Genomic DNA, 19443 nt, shown 5'->3' with positions numbered 1-19443 from the left:
CCGACGACACCGCCGCCTACCTCCACTTCCACAACACCCAAGACCTCGAAGACCACGTCGCCGGCGACCTCGCCATGCTCCTCGCCGAACGCTTCGACGAATCCCGGACTCCGCAGGCGCCGGACGCCGGCGCCGCACCGGTCAGCCTGGTAGGCCGGGTCCCCGTGCCCTACACGACCACCATCGGGCGCGAGGCCGACATCGATGCGGTGCGCACCCTGCTCGCGAGGGGCACGGACCGCGTCGTGAGCCTCATCGGCCCCGGCGGTATCGGCAAGAGCCGGCTCGCGATCGAGACGGCCAGGGCCTCAGCCGACCTCTTCCCGGACGGCGTCTACTTCGTCCTCCTCGAGGGCGTGCTCGAGCCGGGACTGCTGCTGCCGACGATCGCCTACTACCTCGGCATCCGCGACAACGGCGAGGCCGCGCTGGAGGAGCGCATCGCGCACGCCCTCGCGGATCGTCGTGTGCTGATCGTGCTCGACAACTTCGAGCAGATCGTGGATGCCGCACCCGTGCTCGTGCGCCTGTACACCGTCGCGCCGACGGCGACCTTCCTCGTGACGAGCCGCATCGTGCTGCGGATCCGCGGCGAGCGCGTCTACGACGTGCCGCCGCTCACGACGCCCGCCGGCGAGGGCCCGGCGAGCCTGGACCGCAGCACACGCTCGGCGGCGGTGTCGCTGTTCGTCGACCGGGCACGCGCGATCGATCCGCAGTTCGATGTGACCCCCGACAACGCACGGGATCTCGCCGACATCTGCCGCAGGCTCGAGGGGCTGCCGCTGGCGATCGAGCTCGCGGCGGCGAAGGTGCGCATCCTGAACCCGGCGCAGATCGCCGGGCGCCTCGAGAAGAGCCTCCCGCTGCTGACAGCCGCGGTGCGTGATCTGCCCGAACGGCACCGCACGATGCGGGCGACGATCGACTGGAGCGTGAGCCTCCTGCCGCCCGAGCAGCGTGGCCTGCTCGAGGACCTCGGCGTGTTCGCGACGAGGTTCACGCTCGATGCGGTCGAGGCCCTCGGCGAGGGCCGTCCGTGGGGCGGTCACGCGATCGACGCGCTCGCCGCCCTGGCGGACGGCTCGCTCGTGAAGCAGAGCGAGCTCGGCGGACGCCGCGTCTTCTCGCTGCTCGCGATCGTGAGGGAGTACGCGCTCGACCATCTCAAGGAGCGCGGCGACGCGCAGCGCATGCGGCGTGCCCACGCCGACTACTACCGGGAGCTCGTGCAGCAGATCGCGCCCGACCTCGGCGGGCGCGGGCAGGCCGACGCCGTGGTGCGACTGGGGCTCGAACTGCCGAACCTCCGCGCGGCGGTGCGCCACCTCGTCTACACGAACCGTCTCGACGACGCCGGCGACTTCGCGTGGTGCCTCCTCATCTACTGGTGGATCTCCGGCTTCTTCGCCGAAGTGCGCGTGTGGATGCTCGAGCTGCTCGAGAAGCAGCACGAGCAGCCCATCACGCCGCACACCCGCGCGATCGCGTGGTTCTTCGCGCTGTGGGGCGAGATGTGGCAGCGGCCGAGCGAGCAGGTGGTGGCCGGCCTCGGCGAGTGCGTGCGCCTGTTCCGGGAGAGCGGCGACGAGGATGCCGCGGCCATGGCGCTCGCCGCGCGCGCGACGGCGCGCGTGCAGTTCTCGCATCTGGACACCGACAAGGCCGAAGCCGAGCTGCGCGAGGCTGTGGTCACGCTGCGCGAGCGCGGGAACACGTGGGCGGAGGCGATCACCGAGGTCTCGCTCGGCCGGCTCGCCTGGGTGCGCGGAGCCACCGACGACGCCCTCGCGCACTTCGACCGCGCCACCTCGGTCGCCCAGTCGCGCGGCGATCTGTTCACGACCTCGGTCGCCGGCAACCTGCGGTCCCGCCTGAACTTCCAGCTCGGCCGCATCGAGGAGGCGGAGCGGGAGTTCGTCCACACCCTGCTGCTCTCGATCGGGCTGCACTACGAAGAGGGCGTCGCGTACGGCCTCGAGGGCGTGTGCGCGGTCGCGGCGGCCCACGGCGAGGCATGGCGGGCGGCGGCGCTCGCCGTCGCGGCGGGAGAGATCCGCCGGCGCATCGGCATCTTCGACGTGGAGGCGTTCACGGTGCATACGCCGTACCTCGAGATCCTCCGCGGCCGCGATGCGCAGAGCGTCGAGGCCGGCGAGATCGCCGGGGCCGAGCTCACCATCGCCGAGGCGGTGCAGCTGGCGCTGCCGGAACACGAGTTCGCGACGGTCGCCGACGCTCTGCGCGCCTGGTAGGGCCGAGTGGATGCCGCGGGCCGCGGCATCCACTCGTTTCAGAGGTATCACCCGCCGCACGACCTGCTCTGGTGTGGTGAGGAGCGCGCTCGTATGCTGTGCACCGAGCAGCGCTCTCGGATCGTCAGGTGACTGGGCACCGGTGCGAGGGGGTCGACATGGCGCGTGTTCCAGACGTGCCGCACGGCGCAGTCGACGTCGATTCCGACGCCGACGCGGTGGACGTGCGCGTCGACGCGGCCCCACCGGACGTCGAGCCGAACGAATTCGGTGTGACCCTCCTGGCCGACATCATGCTGCGCGGCATCTCCGACACCGTGGTGCGGGTGCGCGTCAGGGGCAGCGACGACTTCCACTACGCGGCGATCGTCGTCCGCGGCGGAGTTGCCGCACTCGTCCATTTCGAGGCGCTCGGCGAAGGCCGGTACGGCGCGCGGATCGCGGTCGCACACGACGAGACCCTGCACCTCACAGTCGTGGCGAGCGACTTCGAGACGGGCATCGCGTGGCTCGAGCATCAGGTCGCCCAGGGCGGCATGGGGATGGGCGGCGAGCCGGAGGCGGCCGCGGAACCGCCGCCGCCACCCCTCGTTCCCGACGTCGTGCTCGGTGGCGGCGGATTCGGCGGACGCTCACCCGGGCTCGCGCCCGTGGTCCCGCCATCTCCTGCCCCACCTGCGATGCCCGCGCCCGCGCCGCCCCCCGTGGCCGCCGAGCCGGTGCCTGTCCCCGAGGCGCCGTCCGGCGGGCTCGACGGTGCGGCTCCCGTCCCGGTATTCGTCGACGCCGAGGTGCCGGCGCGCGTCGTGGAGGGCGTCCCGTTCGACGCGGTCGTGCGGCTGTCGCTCGCAGACCTCGCTCCGACGGCCGGCACGGCACGCAAGAAGGCCACGGCGCTGTTCGACCCGGCGCGCGAGATCGAGGTGGCCATGCAGCTGCGGGGCCTCGCCTTCGCCGACGGCACGCCGTCGATCATCTCGACCATGCTCCCGGCGAAGGTCTCCGACCCGCGTCGACTCGTCTTCGCACTGGTCCCCGACGGCCCCGGACGCGGACACATCACCGTCACGTTCACGCAGCCGCCCATCGTGACGCCGCTCGCGGTGCTGGCGCTGAGCACGCCGATCGTCGCGGTCGACGACGACGTCGAGGGCATCGTCGCCGATGACCCGCGCACCACGGTCGCCTCCGTCGCGGCCCCGCCCCGCAGCATCGCCGACCTTCCGACGCTCGTCATCGACGAGTCCATGTCGCGCGGCGCATCGGAGCTGCTCGTGACGGCGAAGGTCGGGCGCACCGTCGTCAAGAACTCCGTGCGGCTGCCCGATAAGAGCGCGTACGTCGAAGGCATCTACGCGGAGCTCTCCAGGGTTCGCAAGACTTTCCTGGAATCCGTCGAAGACGACCCCGATGAGGCCGCCGACACCGCCCGGCGGGACGTGCGCACCCTCGGTGCCCGGGTCGCCGAGGAGCTCCTCGGCGACGACGTCAACGCGTTGCTCTGGAGCCGACGCCGCCGGATCTCGCAACTGGTGCTGCAGACCTCCGGCGAGCTCGACATCCCCTGGGAGATCGTGCATCTCGTGCCGGTCGGCAGACAACGGCCCGATCCGGAGCGCTATTTCCTCGGTGACCTCGGACTCACCCGATGGATGTACGGCACGTCGCGACCCACCGTGATCCCCGTGGACCCCACGCGTGTCGTCGCGATCGCACCCGACTACGTCGACCACAGCCTCGACCTCCCGCGCGCCCGTGAGGAGATCGAGACACTCGGCGACCTGCTCGCGGGTCCGCCGCGATCCGCTGCCGACCCGATCGAGTTCCGCCAGGCGATCGAGGACGGCTTCGACCTGCTCCACTTCGCGGGGCACGGCCGGTGGCGCGACATCGCGCCGCTCGGTCAGGAGATCGCCTTCGCGGCGTTCTCCGAGGACCACGACGACGGGTCGGCGTCGTACACCGACTCCGACGCCCGACGAGATCTCCCCGAGCTCGACACCGCGGCCGCGACCTCCACTCCCTTCGTCTTCCTCAGCGCCTGCGACGTCGGCCGGCTGCGCTCGGGCGCCACCGGCCTCGGCGGCTTCGCGGAGGTCTTCCTCCGCGGCGGCGTCGGCGTGTTCATCGGCTGCTCGTGGGCCGTGCGAGACGACGTCACGGCGCTCTTCGTCCGCACCTTCTACCAGCGGACGCTCGGCGAGAACGCGACCGTCGGCGAGGCGGTCCTCGCTGCGCGGCAGGCGGCGCGCGAGGCGGGCGATCTCACGTCGCTGGCCTTCACCGTGTTCGCCGACCCGCGCGCGCGGCTCGTGCCCCACGCCGCAGGGGACGCCGGCGACCACCCTTGACCCGCAGCCACCATCACCACCAGACAGGACGTGACACCATGCCCGAGACCACGAAGACCGCCCGGGGCGCGAGCCTCACGGCGGCCGAGCTCACCGCTCTGCGCAAGCACGTCGTCCACACCGAGGACGGCCGGCTCGCCAAGACCGCGGTCGCCAAGCCCCGCACCGTGGCGGACTTCGCCACGACGGCGGCCGACGTCCGCCGCATGATCGAGGTGGATCTCGCCGCGTTCGTCGACCAGCAGGCGAAGAAGACCCGCGCCGGCGAGACGCCCGCACCCGTCCCCGTGTTCATCTGGGCGCACGGCGGTCTCACCGACAAGGATGCGGGCCTGCTGACGGCGCAGCGGCAGACCGGCTGGTGGAAGAAGAACGGGGTGTACCCGATCCACCTCGTGTGGGAGAGCGGGTTCAAGACCACCCTCGAAGACGTCGTCCGCGGCAAGGCGGGCAAGCGTGGCTTCACCGACCTCACGGACCTCGCAGTCGAGGCTGCGGCGCGCGTGCTCGGAGGTCGCAAGTTCTGGGACGACATGAAGCTCGACTCGGCCGGCGCGTGTCTTCCCAGCGTCGACGGCGGCGACCCGGGCGGGGCCTTCGTGCTGGCCGGCGCGCTGCGCGAGTTCATGGCGGCGAACGCGGGCGCCATCGAACTGCACATCGGCGGTCACAGCGCGGGCTCGATCTACCACTCGCACTTCGTCCCGCGGCTGTTCGAGGGCGATGACCGCGTGGACAGCGTCAAGACCGTGACGTTCCTCGCGCCCGCGGTGCGCGTCGACACCTTCGAGGCGACGCTGCTGCCGCTCGCGGAGGCCGGAAAGATCGAGAACCTCTCGATCTTCACCATGGACGAGAACCACGAGAAGCGCGACAACACCGCGGGCGTGTACCGCAAGTCGCTCCTGTACCTCGTCTCGCGGGCATTCGAAGCGGAGAAGGGTGCCGAGATCCTCGGTGTCGAGGAGCACCTGCGCGGCGCCGGCCGGACGATGGCGTACCTGGGCGACCGGAGCGAGCGCCTGGTTCTCGGCCCCGTCACCCGCGGGCCCCGCAGCAGCACGCAGGCGACATCGCACGGCGACTTCGACAACGACGAGCAGACCATGATGAGTCTCGCCCGGCGCGTGGTCGGCGTCCCCGACAGCAACGAGGCGGACCACGTCGCCGTGTTCCCGGCGCGGGCGCGCGAGGTCGGCGAGTTCGTCCCGGCGCCCCGTCCCGAGCCGACCGGCGCGCGAGGCGCGGCACCGCGCAAGCTCGCCCTGTGCATCGGCATCGACGCGTACCCGAGGGACCCGCTCAGCGGCTGCGTCGCCGATGCGGTGTCCTGGGCCAAGGCGCTCGGCGACGCGGGTTTCCAGGTGGAGTCGATCCACAACGGCGACGCGACCCGCGACGCGATCCTGCGCGCGATGCTCGACAAGGTCTCGTCGGCCCGCGACGGCGACATCGTCGCGATCCAGTTCGCCGGCCACGGCACGTTCGTGCCCGATCTCGACGGCGACGAGACCGACGAGTTCGGCCCGAAGGACGAGGCCCTCTGCCCGGTCGACTTCCGCGACGGACAGCTGATCGTCGACGACGATCTCGGCGCCATCTGGGACGCGATCCCCGAGGGTGTCGCGGTGACGCTGTTCTTCGACTCGTGCCACTCCGGCTCGGTGAACCGCGAGATCACGCCGACCGAGTTCGAGTCGCGCAAGATCCCGGCAGGTGCGACGCCGCGCATGACGGTGCTGAACGCCGGCGAAGAAGCGGCGTTCCGCGAAGAGCGCGCGGCGTCGCCGGACGATCCCTTCCGCACAGCCGCGTGGAAGCGGGTGGTCGAGGTCGAGACCGACCGCGCGGCGGTGCCGCCGACGCCCCGAGCCGACGGCAAGGAGGTGCTCATCAGCGCCTGCCAGCCCGACCAGGTCGCGCTCGAGACCAACGGCCACGGCGTGTTCACCACGGCCGCCCTCGGCGTGCTGGCGAAGACACCGAAGCTGAGCAACACCGCCTTCGTCGCGGCCGTCTTCGACGTGCTCGACGACACCTACGAGCAGCGTCCGATGCTGTCCGCCGCCGGCGAACTCGGCGCCCGCGGACTGCTGACCTCGGTGCACGACGTCCTCGCGGCCGCCGCGCCCGGCGCTGTCGAATCCGACGGGCACCGCGCACCTGCGGACGTGCGCACCGCCGCGATCGTCGCGATCCTGCGGGCGACCGCCGACCTGCTCGAAGCCGGCGGCGCCTGACCCGCCGGGCCGCGAAGCGGATCCGAGGAGATCTGCACACCAGAGGGTGTTCTGCTGCGGACGCTCCTCGGTTCCGCAGATCTCCTCGGGTCGGCAGGGCCGGTTGCGCGGGATGTGCGGCTCAGCCGCCCGGGCGCGCGTGCCGGAAGCGGATGCGGGTACCCGGCCGGGCCTGAGCGACGAGGTCGAGGCCGGCATCCGTCACCACCGCGATCACCGGATAGCCGCCGGTGACCGGACCGTCGGCGAGGAGGATCGTGGGCCGGCCGCTCGGCGGCACCTGCAGCGCACCCGGCACCATGCCCTCGCTCGCGAGCTCGCCGGTGCGCAGACGCGGCAGCTCGGCACCGTCGAGGCGCGCGCCGACGCGGTCGGCGTGGTTCGAGACCGTCCACACCGAGTCGTACAGGGTCGCGAGCGCGGCCGGGGAGAACCAGTCGGCGCGAGGCCCGGGAGCCAGATCGAGCTCGAGCTCGTCGTCGTGGGGCGCCCCCCATGCACCGGGCGGGGCGACCGGGATCGGTGCCGACGCGTCGTCGCGCACCGGCACGAGGTCGCCGGCGCGCAGCGCCGCAGGCCCGAGTCCCGCGAGCAGATCGGTCGCGCGCGACCCGAGCACGACGCGGGCGTCGAGGCCGCCGCGCACAGCGATGTAGCCGCGGGCGCCGTGCGCGAACCAGTCGAGGTGCAGCTCCGCTCCGGCGGGCCACGCGTGCGCCTGGTACGGATCCACCTCGCGTCCGTCGATCCGCACCGTGCCCCAGGCGCCGGTGACGGCGAGCCAGAGATCGGCGGTGGCCACGGCGCGCAGGCCACCCATCGTGATCTCGAGGCCGGCGGCGCCCTCGGGGTTTCCGACCAGGCGATTCGCGGTGCGCAGCGCTCCGCGGTCGAGCGCCCCCGACACGGCGACGCCGACCGAGCCCGCGCCTTCGCGCCCGAGATCCTGCACGGTCGTCAAGAGGCCTGGTTCGGCGACACGGATGCTGCGCCCCGTCGCCCGCTCGCCCACAGGCGCCCCGGCTTCCCCGGCCTGCAGCCGCTCACCTGTCACAACCTGCTGCGCCGGCCGACCGTTCGCGACAGGCGAGCGGCTCTCGATCGAGGTCGGGCGGGCACCGGAGACCGCAGCGGGCACCGGGCGGAACCGCACGCGCGCTCCCGGTGCGAGCAGCGCGGGGGACGCGGCATCCGGGTCGAAAAGGGGCGCCGTGGTCGTGCCGATGAGCCGCCAGCCACCGGGGGTGTCGCGCGGGTAGGCGCCGCTGAAGGCGCCGGCGAGCCCCACCGACCCGGCAGGCACCCGGGTGCGGGGCGACTCGAGCCGGGGCACGTCGAAGGTCCAGCCGTCGCTCACGAGGTACCCGAAGCCGGGCGCGAAGCCCGTGAACGCGACCCGCCAGTCCGCCTCGGCGTGGCGCCGCGCGAGTTCGTGGGCGTCGACCCCCAGCAGGCGCGCGGTGTCGGCCAGGTCGGCCCCGTCGTACGCGATGTCGAGCTCGACGGGCGGGGCCGCAGCATCCGTCGCCTCGCGGGTCTCGGTCGCCGCACCGAGCGCCCACGCACGCGCGGCCGCGGCCGGCAGCACCCGCGGGTCGACCCGCACGAGCACCGTGCGCGCGGCGGGGACGAGGTCTATGACGCCCTCCGGACGCGAGGCGGCGAGCGCGGCGTGGAGCGGAAGCACGTCATCGAGGGCGCCGACCTCGAGGAGGAACGCGCGCTCCCCCATCGGCCGCACGCGCGGGCTCACCACGGCGCCCGCACCTCCACGCCGGCGGCGTCGAGCGCCGCGCGCACGGCGCGGGCCATGTCGACCGCCGACGGCGAGTCGCCGTGCACGCACAGCGACGCGGCATCCGCGTGCACGAGGGAGCCGTCGACCGCCTCGACCACGCCCTCGTCCGCGAGGCGGACGGCCCTCGCCGCCACCAGCGCGGGGTCGTCGAGCAGTGCGCCCGGCTGCGTTCGCGGCACGAGCGAGCCGTCAGGGAGGTAGCCGCGATCGAGGAACGCCTCGTGGACGAACGGCAGGCCGACGGATGCCGCTGCCCTTGCGATCTCACCGCCCAGGCCCAGCACGGGCAAGGGCCGGCCGAGCAGCGCGGAGCGGTCCGCGATCGCCCGGGCGACGGCATCGGCCTTCTCGCGGTCGACGGTGACCTCGTGGTACAGCGCTCCGTGGGGCTTGACGTAGCGGAGGTCGGCGCCGGCGTCGGCGAGCGCGGCGAGCTGTTCCGCGACCGTCGCAGCGAGTTCGGCGGGATCGATGATGACGGCGACCCGGCCGAAGCTCGCGCGATCGGGGTACGACGGGTGGGCCCCGACGGCGACACCGAATCGCTCGGCGCGGACCACGGCCTCGCGCATCGAGACAGCGTCGCCCGCGTGCCCGCCGCAGGCCACGTTCGCGCTCGAGATGACCGCGAACATCGCCTCGTCGTCTGCCGTGGGCACCCCGTCCACGGTCTCGCCGAGGTCGGCGTTGAGGTCGATGGCCGCCATTGCTCCACGGTACTGCCGCCGCGCAGCGGACAGCCCGCCGGCGGAACTCCACGGATCCACGGCACCTCGGGGCGCGCCCGCGTTACGGATCCGTAAAGGCTGACTCCGCATCGGTGCGCGAAACGACTCCGCCGGGCAGGATGGACCGCATGGCCCGAACCACCGAACGCGTCGTGGCCGGAGCGCCGCTGCTCCAGGTCCGCGACATCGCCGTCGACTTCCAGACCATCGACGGGCCGGTGCACGCCGTCGAAGGCGTCGACCTCGACCTCGCCGCGGGCGAGACGCTCGCCATCGTCGGCGAGTCGGGATCGGGCAAGTCGACGACCGCGATGGCGGTCATCGGGCTGCTGCCCGGCAATGGCAAGGTCACCAAGGGGAGCATCCTGTTCGAGGGCGAAGACCTCGTCGGCGCCTCGGAAGGGGTCATGCGCACCATCCGCGGACGCTCGATCGGGCTCGTGCCGCAGGACCCGATGTCGAACCTCAATCCCGTCACCAAGATCGGCTCGCAGATCGCCGAGACGCTCCTCGCGCACGGACTCGCCACCCGCAAGGATGTCGACCGCAAGGTGGTCGAGACTCTCGCCGCGGCGGGTCTCCCGAACGCGGCCGACCGGGCCAAGCAGTACCCTCATGAGTTCTCGGGCGGCATGAGGCAGCGCGCGCTCATCGCGATCGGCCTCGCATGCGACCCCAAGCTGCTGATCGCCGACGAGCCGACGAGCGCCCTCGACGTCACCGTGCAGAAGACGATCCTCGACCAGCTCGAGCGGATGACGAGCGAACGCGGGACGTCGGTCATGCTCATCACCCACGACCTGGGCCTGGCAGCCGAGCGGGCGTCGCGCGTCGTCGTGATGAATCGTGGCCGCATCGTGGAGCAAGGCCCTGCGCGGCAGATCCTCGAAGATCCGCAGCATCCGTACACGCAGGCGCTCGTCAAGGCGGCCCCGTCGGTCGCGGCCGTGCGGCTGCGCCCCGAGGTGTTCCGCGCGGTCGCCCCCGCGACGCCCGAGCCTGACATCGCCGTCGCCGATTCGGCGACGGATGCCGCACCCGCCTCCGTGTCCGGGCCGGTGCCCGCCGAGCACCCGGCCGATGCGACGCCGGGCTCGACCGGCGCGATCACCGAGCCTGAGGCCGAGGCATCCGCTCCCGACTACATCGTCGAGGTCGAGGGCCTGACGAAGATCTACCAGGTGCGCGGCTCGAAAGAGGACTTCGCGGCCGTGCAGGACGTGTCGTTCTCCATCCCGCGCGGCGAGACCGTCGCGATCGTGGGCGAGTCGGGGTCGGGCAAGACCACGACGGCGCGCATGGTGCTGCGCGTCTTCGAGCCGACCAGCGGGTCCATCCGCTTCGACGGCCAGGACGTCGCGACGCTCAAGGGAGGCGCCCTCAAGCAGTTCCGCCAGCGCGTGCAGCCGATCTTCCAGGACCCCTACTCGTCGCTGAACCCCATGTTCTCGATCGAGCGGATCATCTCGGAGCCGCTCGACTTCTACAAGCGCGGATCGTCGAAGGACCGCGCCGCACGCGTGCGGCAGCTGCTCGACGACGTGGCGCTGCCGCAGTCGATGCTGCGCCGGTACCCGTCGGAGCTGTCGGGCGGCCAGCGGCAGCGCGTCGCGATCGCGAGGGCGCTCGCCCTGTCGCCCGATCTCATCGTGTGCGATGAGCCCGTGTCGGCCCTCGACGTACTGGTGCAGGATCAGATCCTGCGTCTGCTGGGCGACCTCCAGCGCGAGTACGGCCTGAGCTACCTGTTCATCTCGCACGACCTCGCGGTGGTCCGCCTCATCAGCGACTACGTCTGCGTCATGAAGGACGGGCAGCTCGTCGAGGCGGCGTCCTCCGAAGAGATCTTCACGAACCCGCGCGACCCGTACACGCGGCGCCTGCTCGCCTCGATCCCGGGCAACGAGCTCGACATCGCCGTCTGACTTCTCGGTACGACGGCTCAGCGCCCGGCTTCCACCGACCCCCGGGCCGGCCGGGGGTCAGCGCGCGCGGGTGCGGGGATCCATCGCCTCGCGCAGGGCCTCGCCGAGGAGTGTGAAGCCCAGCGCGGTCACCGTGATGCAGATGCCCGGCAGGATCGCGATCCACGGGTTGACGGCGAGCTCCAGCTGCGCGTAGGTGAGCATACGGCCCCATTCGGCGGTCTGGGGCACGCCGCCGCCCAGGCCGAGGTACGACAGGCCGGCGGCCTCGATGACCGCGGTCGCGAGCGTCAGCGTCGCCTGGACGATGACCGGGCCGACCGCGTTCGGGAGCACGTGGCTCATCGTGATGCGTCCACGGCCGAGGCCGAGCGTCGCCGCCGAGAGCACGTAGTCGCTCGATCTCTGCTGCAGCATCGACGCCCGCAGCAGTCGCGCGAAGATCGGCACCTGGGCGGCGCCGATCGCGATCATGATCGCGAGGGGCGTCTGGCCCATGAGCGCCGCGATCGAGACGGCGAGCAGCAGCGACGGCACTGACAGCAGGATGTCGACGAAGCGCATGATGAGCGTGTCGACCCAGCCGCCGAACGTGGCCGCGACGAGGCCGAGGATCATGCCGCCGATGAGTCCGAGGAGCGTCGACACGATGCCGATCACGAGCGACGCGCGCGCGCCCCAGATGAGCTTCGACAGCATGTCACCGCCGAAGCGGTCGAAGCCGAGGGGGAAGCCGGGGATCTCGCCCGGGCCGGGGATGTGGCCCGGCGTGATGTACTGCTGGCCGGGCAGCTCCTCGGGACCGTACGGCGCCAGCCAGGGCGCGAAGACCGCCACGAGCACGAAGATCGAGATGATGACGGCGCCGACCCACGCGCTCGGGTTGCGGCGCAGACGCCGGAAGACGTCGCGCCAGAAGCCGCCGCCGCGGGTCTTCGCGGCGAGCAGCTCCTTGTCGTCGACCGCGGTGTCGTCGACGGGGCCGCCGCTGGGGGCGGGGGGAAGCATCGCGGACGTCATGCCGCACCTCCGATCTCGATGCGCATCATCACTGCACCCGCACTCTCGGGTCGATGAAGCTGTACGACACGTCCACCGCGAGGTTGATGAGCGCGTAGATGACGGCGATGAAGAGGATGAAACCCTGCAGCACGGGGTAGTCGCGCGTGAAGATGGCGCGGGAGAGGAACGACCCGATGCCGGGGTAGGCGAACACCGACTCGGTCAGGATCGCCCCCGACAGCAGCAGGCCGAACTGGAGGCCGATCGTGGTCACGACCGGCAGCAGCGAGTTGCGCAGGATGAAACGGCCGCGGATGGTCGAGCGCGAGATGCCCTTCGCCATGCCGGTGCGCACGTAGTCCGAGTTCTGGACCTCGAGCACCGAGGCGCGGGTGATGCGCGTGATGATCGCGAGCGGGATCGTCGCCAGGGCGATTCCCGGCAGGATCAGGTGCAGGAACGCGTCCCACGCGGCATCCCATTCGCCCGTGATGATGCCGTCGAGCACGTAGAAGTTCGTGTAGTGCGTCGCGTCGAGGCGCGGATCCTGACGGCCGTCGGAGGGGAGCCAGCCGAGCTGGACGGCGAACACCCACTTGAGGATGACGCCGAGGAAGAAGACCGGGATCGTGATGCCGATGAGGCTCGCGAACACCGCGAAGTGGTCGGCGGCCTTGCCGTGGCGGCGGGCGGCCCAGTAGCCGATCGCGATGCCCACGCCGACCGCGAGGATGATCGCGAACATCGTGAGCTCGAGGGTGGCCGGAAAGCGCCGGGTGAACTCCTCGGTCACGGGACGCTGCGTCTGGATCGAGACCCCGAAGTTTCCTTGCAGCAGCTGTCCGAGCCACGTGAAGTACTGCGCGATGAGCGGCTCGTTGAAGCCGTAGAGCTCGTTGATCTCGGCGACCCGCTCGGGCGTCGCCCGCTCGCCGAGGAGGGCGACGGCCGGCCCGCCGGGCAGGGCGCGCACCCAGAAGAACAACAGGATGGTCAACCCGAACAGGGTCGGGACGAGCAGGAGGAGGCGCCTGCCGATGGTGCGTAGCACGTGGGAATCTCCGGGGACGGCGACCGGTGGCCGCGTGGCGAGCCGACGGGGGGAACCGGATGCCCCGTCCCGGCGCTGTCGCCGGGACGGGGCATCCGGTCACGGCGTCACTCGCTGAGCTCGACCATGTTGTACACCTCGTCCTGCACCGGGCTGGCCGGGTAGGACGTGACGCGCGCGTCGAAGGCGAGCGTCGGGACCGGATGCGCCAGCGGGATGCCCGGCAGGAACTCCATGATCTGCTCGTTGATCGCCTTGTAGGCGGCCTCCTGCTCCTCCTCGGTCGCGAGTCCGCGAGCGTCGGTGAGCGCCTGGAACAGCTCGGCGTTGTCGAAGCCCCACTCGTTGGTGGGCAGGCCGAAGAACGTGCCCACGAAGTTGTCGGGGTCGTTGTAGTCGCCGGTCCAGCCGAGCAGGTGGATGCCGTGCTCGGTGCCGCCCTGGATCAGGTCGAGGTACTCGACCCACTCGTTGGTGACGGGGTTGAGCACGATGCCCACGGCCTCGAGCTGGCTCTGCAGGTTCGTGAAGATCTGCTCGGGGTTGGGCATGTAGGGGCGCGAGATGTTCACGGGGTAGTTGAACGTGATCGTCAGCGGGTTCGCCTCACTGTAGCCGGCCTCGGCCAGGAGCGCCTTGGCGGCCTCCGGGTCGTAGTCGTACTGGGTGACGTCCTCGTTCCAGCCGATCACGGCGTCCGGCATGAACTGGCTCGCGGCGACGGTGCCCTCGGGGAGCACCTGCGTGATGAGCGCGTCCTTGTCGATCGCGTGCGCGATCGCCTGGCGCACCTTGGGCTCTGACAGGCCGGGGGCGGCCTGGTTCATGCCGAGGTACAGGACGTTGAACGGGTCGCGGTTCACCAGCGAGAAGCCGGCGTCCTCGAGCGCCTGCAGGTCGGCCGGTGCGACGAGGTCGTAGCCGTCGATGCTGCCGGCCTCGAGCGCCTGACGGCGGGCCGTCGTGTCGCCGATGACGCGGAAGATGACTTCCTGGACGTCGCCCTGCTCGCCCCAGTAGTCGGGGTTCGCCTTGAGCACGGTCTGCTCGCCGAGCGAGATCGAGTCGAAGACGAAGGGCCCGGTGCCGGTGGGGTGGCCCTGGCCGTACTCGCTCTGGACAGGCGCCTCCTCGGTGCCGCCGACATCGTCGGCGCCGTACTCCTCGAGAGCGTCCGGGCTCTGGATCGAGAACGACGGCAGCGACAGCGCCGGGATGAACCCGGCGAACGGCTGCTTCAGCGTGATCGTCGCCTGGGTCTCACTGTCGGCCGTGCAGGAGTCGTAGATCGACTCGTCGCCGAAGCCGCGCATGATGACGCCCCAGTAGTAGGCCATGCTCTGCGACGCGGCGACGCCGGTGAAGGCGTTCTGACGGTCGAAGTTGTAGCAGACGGCCTCAGCGTTGAAGTCGGTGCCGTCGTGGAACTTCACGCCCTCTTCGAGGGTGAAGACGTAGGTCGTGTCGTCGGGCTGCTCCCAGCTCTTGGCGAGGAGGGGCGCGGGGTCGGCCGTCCCGGGCACCGTGCCCACCAGGCCCTCGAACATCTGGCGCGCGACGCGGAACGTCTCGCCGTCGCTCGCGAACGCGGGGTCGAGGCTGGCCGGGTCTCCCGACGCGCCGAAGACGAACGTCGAGTCGACGTCGCTCGCCTGCTCGTCTCCGCCGCCGTCGTCGCGCTGACTCGCGCAGGCGGTGAGGACGATCGCGCCGACGGCGACCGCGGCGGCGCCGGCGAGCCAGCGCCTTCTCGCAGTGTGGAGCATGTGCTGTGCACCTTCCATGTCGTGTGGGCTCCGCTGCACATCGTCGTGGAGCAGAGGTGCGCGCAAGCCCTCAGCGGGGTGTGATGCTCCGACGCTACCCGGGTGCGGCGTTCCCGTCGGTTACGCCTGTGTCTCGATTCGGTTTCGGCGGATACGGATGCTGCGTGTTCAGCGTTCTGCGCAGGGCGCTCCGCCGACGGCGGGCAGAACCGTCAACCGCACACCGCCGGCGACGGCGATGCGGCTAACGTGGGGAGCATGGCGCGCGCGAGGGAAGAGACACCCGTCCCCTCCGTCCGGCTCTCGGATGGGACCCTCGCCCGCGTGGTGCGCTCGCCGTTCGGCGGCGGGTGGGAGCTCGACGTCGACGGCACGCCGCAGTCGCACGTGGACCTCGACGATCCGACGCACCTGCACTTCGAGTACGTCGCGCGCATGGGTGCCGTGATCGACCGGCTGCGGATGCCCGGGCAGCCGCTGACCGCGATCCACCTGGGCGCCGGCGCGCTCACGATCCCGCGGTACATCGAGCAGACGCGTCCGGGCTCGCGGCAGCAGGTGGTCGAGCTGGAGCCGGCGCTGTGGGACCTCGTGCGCGAGAACCTGCCGCTCGCCCGCGGTGCCTCGATCCGAGTGCGCATCGGCGATGCGCGCGAGACGCTCGGGCGCCTGCCCGCGGGTCTCGTGGGCGCCGCCGACCTCGTCGTCTCGGACGTCTACTCGGGCGCTCAGACGCCCGCGCATCTCACGACCGTGGAGTTCTTCACCGAGGCCGCACGGTTCCTCGCCCCCGACGGAGTGCTCCTCGTGAACGTGGCCGACGGCGCGGGACTCGCCTTCGCCCGCCGCGAGGTCGCGACCGTCCAGGCCGTGCTCGAGCATGTGATCGTGCTCGCCGAGGTGCAGACGCTCAAGGGCCGCCGCTTCGGCAACCTCGTGATCGCCGCATCCCGCGCGCCCCTTCCGACCGAGTGGCTCCCGCGCCTCATGGCCGCCGGTCCGCACCCCGCCAAGGTCGCCGAAGGACGCGAGCTCGACGAGTTCGCGCGCGGCGCGCGCGTGGCCACCGACGCCGACGCGACGCCGTCGCCCAAGCCCTCGGCATCCGTCTTCACCCGCTGACGGTTCACGGATGCCGCGACCCGGCGTGGCACGACCGCGTCCCGGGAAGCGGCAAGGCAAACTGGAGGAGCCACCGGCGCGGCGAAGGGAGTCAGACGTGAGCTACATCAGCGGGTACGATCCCGACACTCTCCGCGAGAAGGTGAACGCGAGCCAGTGCCAGGAGCGGCTCGAAGAGATCGGCGATCAGCGCAGCCTTCCGGCGCTGCTCGAGCGCGTCTGGCTGCTCAAGGTCCTGGATCGCCCCGACGAGGCTCTCGTCATCTCGGAGCAGTCGGTGCGCGTCGCGCGCATGGCGGGCACCCGCAAGGACCTGCTGCGCGCCCGCATCCTGCACGCCACGGTGCTGCAGGCCCGTGGCGCGTACGGCGCCGCCGATCAGGAGCTCACCACGTGCGCCGAAGAGGCCGACGGGCAGGGCTGGGCCGGCATCGGGGCCTTCGCCTACCAGCACCGCGGCAAGGTCAACTACGACGCCGGCGACTTCGAGGCCGCCCGCAAGGACTTCAAGCGCGCGCTATTCCTGCGCCAGGAGTCCGGCGCCACCGAGGACCAGCTCGAGTCGACCCTCCTCGCGATCGACGCCGCCGACCGGCGCCGGGCCGCGGCATCCGTCGCCAGCTGAGGTGGGCACCCTGAGCCGGAGTGTCGGAGATACGTTCTAGTCTCGCGCACATGTCGGATCTGCATCGCGTGCGGCACTGGGCCGAGGCCCTCATCGCCCTTCACCTCGACGACTCGTGGAGCTTCGCGTTCGACAACGCGAAGCGCCGGGCCGGGCTGTGCGACTACACGCACAAGCGCATCAGCGTCTCGCGCTACCTCGCGGCGCGGTACGACGACGACACCAACCACCAGACGCTGCTGCACGAGGTGGCCCACGCATTGGCCGGGCCGCGTGCCGGCCACGGCGCGCGGTGGAAGGCCGTCGCGCGCGACCTCGGCTATGTCGGCGGCACCACCCACAACGGCGAGACGGCGACCGAGCTCGCGCCGTGGATCGGCGTCTGCCCCGCGGGGCACGTCGCCTACCGTCACCGCAAGGCGACCCGGCCGACGTCGTGCGCGAAGTGCGCCCCGCACTTCGACGAGCGCCACGCCTTCACGTGGACGCGCCGCGAGATCACGCGCGCGACGCGCCTGGCCGCGATGACCCCGCGCGACTGAGCCGCGTCAGTACGCGACGAACGCCCCGTCGCGCAGGACCGGGACGACGGATGCTGCATCCACCGCGGCCGCGTTCAGCACCTCGTCGCGGGTGTCGCGGTCGAGAAGCTCCTGCCCGGAGCCGCTGGCCGTCAGCAGGTGCCGGACGGCGCCACGCAGCCCACGGAACGACTCGCACGCCACCGCCGCCTCGGGCGAGGTGTGGTCGACGCCGAGGTCGCCGAGCGCGTCGACGATCGCACCGGCGCCGAGCTGATCCTCGACCGCGAACCGGAGCGGAGCGCCGGTGTCACGGCCGGCGAGCTCGCCCGCTGCGATCACGGCGATGCTCGTGCGCGCACCGCGCTCGTGCTGGAGGTCGAGCAGAGCCCGGGCGACCGCGGCGGCGTTGCGGAGGCATCCGAGCAGCACCACGGCGCCGGACTGCGCCGCCGCGTCGGCCACGGCCGCGCCGTTGATCGACACCGCGTGCGCCGAGGGGTCGAGGGGCACGGTCTCGCCCCGGGCGACGGCGTCCGTCACCGTCGTGGAGAACCGGAGCACGTCGACGACCACGACGACGTCCGCGGGGGCGAGGCGACGGAGCCCATCGATCCCCCAGTCGTGGCGGACCTGGTAGCGGTGCTGGTCGAACGCTCTCTCGGGCATCCGTCCAGCGTAGGCGGCAGCATCCTTCTTCCCGTCCTCGGTGCCCCGCGCCGATCATGTGCTCCCACCGAGACGACACGTCGTGCACGCGCACATCGCGTGCTCTCGGCGAGAGCGCATGATGCGGACGTCGGCGCAAGCCCGACTCGAACCGGAGAGGCGAATGCCACACTGGAGCGCATGCGGATTCTGCTGAAGTTCGTGATCGACTGCGACGCCGATGCGGCGTGGCGGGCGGTGCATTCGCCCCGCGCCGTCGCCGAGCTCTACGGCCCGCTGATGGACCTCGCCCCGCTCGTGCCGAGCGGGCTGCCGACATCGTGGACCCCCGGCGACGACGTGCCGGTGCAGCTGTCGGCGTTCGGCGCGGTGCCGATGGGGAGGCAGCTCATCCACGTCAGCGAGCGCTCCGTGGACGAGCCCGGCGGCCGTGTCCGGATCTTCCGCGACAGCGGCATCCCGCTCACGGGCCCGCTCGCCAGCCTCGACGTCTGGGACCACCAGATGGCGGTGTCGCCGGCGCCCGGTCAGCCCGGCAAGACGCTGTGGCGCGACCGGCTCGTCATCGGCGGCCCGACGGCGCCCCTCCTGTGGCCGGTGCTGTGGGGCATGTGGCAGTGGCGCGCCGCACGCGTGCGCGCCCTCGCGCCCTCGTGGTCCCACGACCCCGGACCACGCGACGACGAGTGATGAGGATGCTGCGGGCCGCGGCATCCGTCATCATCACGTCTGCGGGATCACCGTCAGCACGCGCGCGGTGTACTCGAGGAACTTCACCATGAAGGTGCGGAGGAACTCCTCGGTCGAGGCGACGGTCACCTCGCCGTCGGCCTCGATGAGCCCCGGCGTGAAGTGGATGTACGCCTCGGGGGTGGTCATCTGGCGTGCGTTGAGGAAGCTCAGGGTGCTCCGCAGCGACTGCTGGCCGACGGCGGTGCCGATCTGCCCGGGCGAGGCGCCGATGACGGCGACCGGCTTGTCGCTCCACGCGTTCTGACCCCACGGCCGGCTGCCCCAGTCGATCGCGTTCTTGAGCGCGCCGGGGATCGAACGGTTGTACTCGGGCGTCACGAAGAGCAGCGCGTCGGAGGAACGCACCGCCTCCTTGAATTCGAGCGCCGCCTGCGGATAGTCGGCGTCGAGGTCGCGGTTGTACAGCGGAAGGTCGGCGTAGGAGATCTCGAAGAACTCGAGTTCGGGCGGCGCGAGGCGCTGCACGGCGAGTGCCAGACGCCGGTTGACGGACTCGCGCGAGAGGCTGCCGACGATCACGCCGACGCGATAGGGCGGTTCGTGCTCAACGATCTCGATCTGCATGCGGCCAGCCTGCACCCGTGCGCCCGCTCACGCACCCCCTTGCGCTCCAGACCCCCTCGGTATCAGGACTGCG

15 protein-coding genes are annotated in these 19443 nt (G+C 71.6%); 8 read left to right on the top strand and 7 right to left on the bottom strand.

Annotation, left to right across the window (positions count from 1 at the left end; translation table 11 throughout):
- From ASF40_RS19845 to ASF40_RS19835, 3 genes are all read left to right on the top strand, one after another.
- The coding region (locus tag ASF40_RS19845) for an ATP-binding protein (protein WP_157549838.1) at nt 1–2255 on the top strand (2255 nt) is incomplete at its 5' end.
- 158 nt (nt 2256–2413) lie between these two features.
- A complete protein-coding gene (locus tag ASF40_RS19840) occupies nt 2414–4606 on the top strand; it encodes a CHAT domain-containing protein (RefSeq protein WP_157549836.1) in 2193 nt (730 codons plus the stop codon).
- Between the two features lie 38 nt (nt 4607–4644).
- A complete protein-coding gene (locus ASF40_RS19835; RefSeq protein WP_056372370.1) occupies nt 4645–6846 on the top strand; it encodes a caspase family protein in 2202 nt (733 codons plus the stop codon).
- Between the two features lie 121 nt (nt 6847–6967).
- Here ASF40_RS19835 and ASF40_RS19830 read toward each other — a convergent pair whose 3' ends face one another.
- The gene (locus ASF40_RS19830) at nt 6968–8602 is read right to left on the bottom strand and encodes an urea amidolyase family protein (RefSeq protein ID WP_235560300.1); all 1635 of its coding nucleotides are present in this window, start codon (nt 8600–8602) and stop codon (nt 6968–6970) included.
- The gene (locus ASF40_RS19825) at nt 8596–9351 is read right to left on the bottom strand and encodes a LamB/YcsF family protein (protein ID WP_056372368.1); all 756 of its coding nucleotides are present in this window, start codon (nt 9349–9351) and stop codon (nt 8596–8598) included. The genes ASF40_RS19830 and ASF40_RS19825 overlap by 7 nt, the downstream gene beginning before the upstream one ends.
- 149 nt (nt 9352–9500) lie before the next feature.
- On the opposite strand from ASF40_RS19825, the gene ASF40_RS19820 reads away from it, so the two are divergent.
- Complete coding sequence (locus ASF40_RS19820) at nt 9501–11297, top strand: ABC transporter ATP-binding protein (protein WP_056372366.1); 1797 nt, start codon at nt 9501–9503, stop codon at nt 11295–11297.
- Nucleotides 11298–11354: 57 nt separating this feature from the next.
- Here the strand turns inward: ASF40_RS19820 and ASF40_RS19815 are convergent, their stop codons facing one another.
- From ASF40_RS19815 to ASF40_RS19805, 3 genes are all read right to left on the bottom strand, one after another.
- Nucleotides 11355–12317 carry an ABC transporter permease gene (locus ASF40_RS19815; RefSeq protein WP_056372365.1) on the bottom strand — a complete coding sequence of 321 codons (963 nt, stop codon included), beginning with the start codon at nt 12315–12317 and terminating at the stop codon, nt 11355–11357.
- 28 nt (nt 12318–12345) lie between these two features.
- Entirely contained in the window at nt 12346–13350 is a 1005-nt protein-coding gene (locus ASF40_RS19810) for an ABC transporter permease (RefSeq protein ID WP_056372363.1), read from the bottom strand.
- Between the two features lie 107 nt (nt 13351–13457).
- Nucleotides 13458–15116, bottom strand: coding sequence for an ABC transporter substrate-binding protein (locus ASF40_RS19805; protein ID WP_056372360.1), 1659 nt, complete (start codon nt 15114–15116; stop codon nt 13458–13460).
- Between the two features lie 258 nt (nt 15117–15374).
- Here ASF40_RS19805 and ASF40_RS19800 point away from each other — a divergent pair, with 258 nt between their 5' ends.
- The 3 genes from ASF40_RS19800 to ASF40_RS19790 all read left to right on the top strand — a co-directional run bounded on the left by ASF40_RS19800 (nt 15375) and on the right by ASF40_RS19790 (nt 17405).
- On the top strand, nt 15375–16238 hold the full coding sequence (locus tag ASF40_RS19800) for a spermidine synthase (RefSeq protein WP_056372358.1): 864 nt from the start codon (nt 15375–15377) through the stop codon (nt 16236–16238).
- Between the two features lie 97 nt (nt 16239–16335).
- Complete coding sequence (locus ASF40_RS19795) at nt 16336–16863, top strand: hypothetical protein (RefSeq protein ID WP_056372356.1); 528 nt, start codon at nt 16336–16338, stop codon at nt 16861–16863.
- Between the two features lie 50 nt (nt 16864–16913).
- Entirely contained in the window at nt 16914–17405 is a 492-nt protein-coding gene (locus ASF40_RS19790; RefSeq protein WP_056372354.1) for a SprT-like domain-containing protein, read from the top strand.
- 6 nt (nt 17406–17411) lie between these two features.
- On the opposite strand, the gene ASF40_RS19785 is transcribed toward ASF40_RS19790, so the two are convergent.
- A complete protein-coding gene (locus tag ASF40_RS19785) occupies nt 17412–18053 on the bottom strand; it encodes a 2-phosphosulfolactate phosphatase (protein ID WP_056372352.1) in 642 nt (213 codons plus the stop codon).
- Nucleotides 18054–18233: 180 nt separating this feature from the next.
- On the opposite strand from ASF40_RS19785, the gene ASF40_RS19780 reads away from it, so the two are divergent.
- Nucleotides 18234–18743, top strand: a complete 510-nt coding sequence (locus ASF40_RS19780) for a hypothetical protein (RefSeq protein WP_056372351.1) — start codon at nt 18234–18236, stop codon at nt 18741–18743.
- A gap of 33 nt (nt 18744–18776) precedes the next feature.
- Here the strand turns inward: ASF40_RS19780 and ASF40_RS19775 are convergent, their stop codons facing one another.
- A complete protein-coding gene (locus ASF40_RS19775) occupies nt 18777–19370 on the bottom strand; it encodes an NADPH-dependent FMN reductase (protein WP_056372348.1) in 594 nt (197 codons plus the stop codon).
- Nucleotides 19371–19443: the final 73 nt, after the last annotated feature.

The organism is Microbacterium sp. Leaf288 (assembly GCF_001422925.1).
Lineage (GTDB): Bacteria > Actinomycetota > Actinomycetes > Actinomycetales > Microbacteriaceae > Microbacterium.
Note: the sequence above shows the minus strand (reverse complement) of the source record. Positions and strands in the feature narration are given on the sequence as shown.